Source organism: Pseudomonas sp. EA_65y_Pfl1_P113 (assembly GCF_963970525.1).
Taxonomy (GTDB): Bacteria; Pseudomonadota; Gammaproteobacteria; order Pseudomonadales; family Pseudomonadaceae; genus Aquipseudomonas; species Aquipseudomonas tritici.
Window position 1 is genome coordinate 1 of record NZ_CAXAQM010000274.1, and the last position, 574, is coordinate 574.

Annotated in this window: 1 protein-coding gene; it reads left to right on the forward strand. The window is 66.7% G+C overall.

Translation table 11 applies throughout. The annotated features are described in order from the left end of the window. Window positions 1-574, forward strand: a 574-nt coding sequence (locus tag AACY52_RS29555) for a type IV secretion system protein (RefSeq protein WP_339561260.1), incomplete at both ends; no start/stop codon positions are given.

Consider the following 574-nt stretch of genomic DNA (forward strand, 5'->3'; position numbering starts at 1 on the left):
TCGGGGCGGTTTGCGCATTGGCGACGTGACGCTGTCGGTGGTGAAGCTCGCCGCGATCCTGTCCTTTGCCACGCAATGGGACACCTATCAGGCGATCGTGGTGCGCGTGCTGTTCGACGGCACCGCGCAGATTGCGACCGCCATGCTGCACCTCGATTCGGCGACCGCAAGCGGCGGCGACATTTTCGACCGGCTGCAGCGCGCCTTCGATATTTTGAGCGCCGCGCCTACCCCGCCGGTGCCCGCCAAGCCAACCGGTCCGCTCGCCGCCGTGCCGCAGATCGCCGCACTTCAAGCGTTGCCGCTGCTCGGTGGCGGGGTGAAGGTGCTGGCGCTGAAGGCGGCCGCCGCCATGCTGCTGTTTTTCAGCCTCGGCCTGTTGCTCGCCACCAAGGTCGTGCTGGGGGTGTTGCTGGCGATCGGCCCGATCTTCATCGCGCTGTTGCTGTTCGATGTGACGCGCGGGCTGTTCGAGGGGTGGCTGCGCGCGACGCTCGCCTTTGCCTTTGCCCCGATGACGACGATCTTTTTGCTGGCGGTGATGCTGGAGATACTCGAGCCGTCGCTGGCGGCG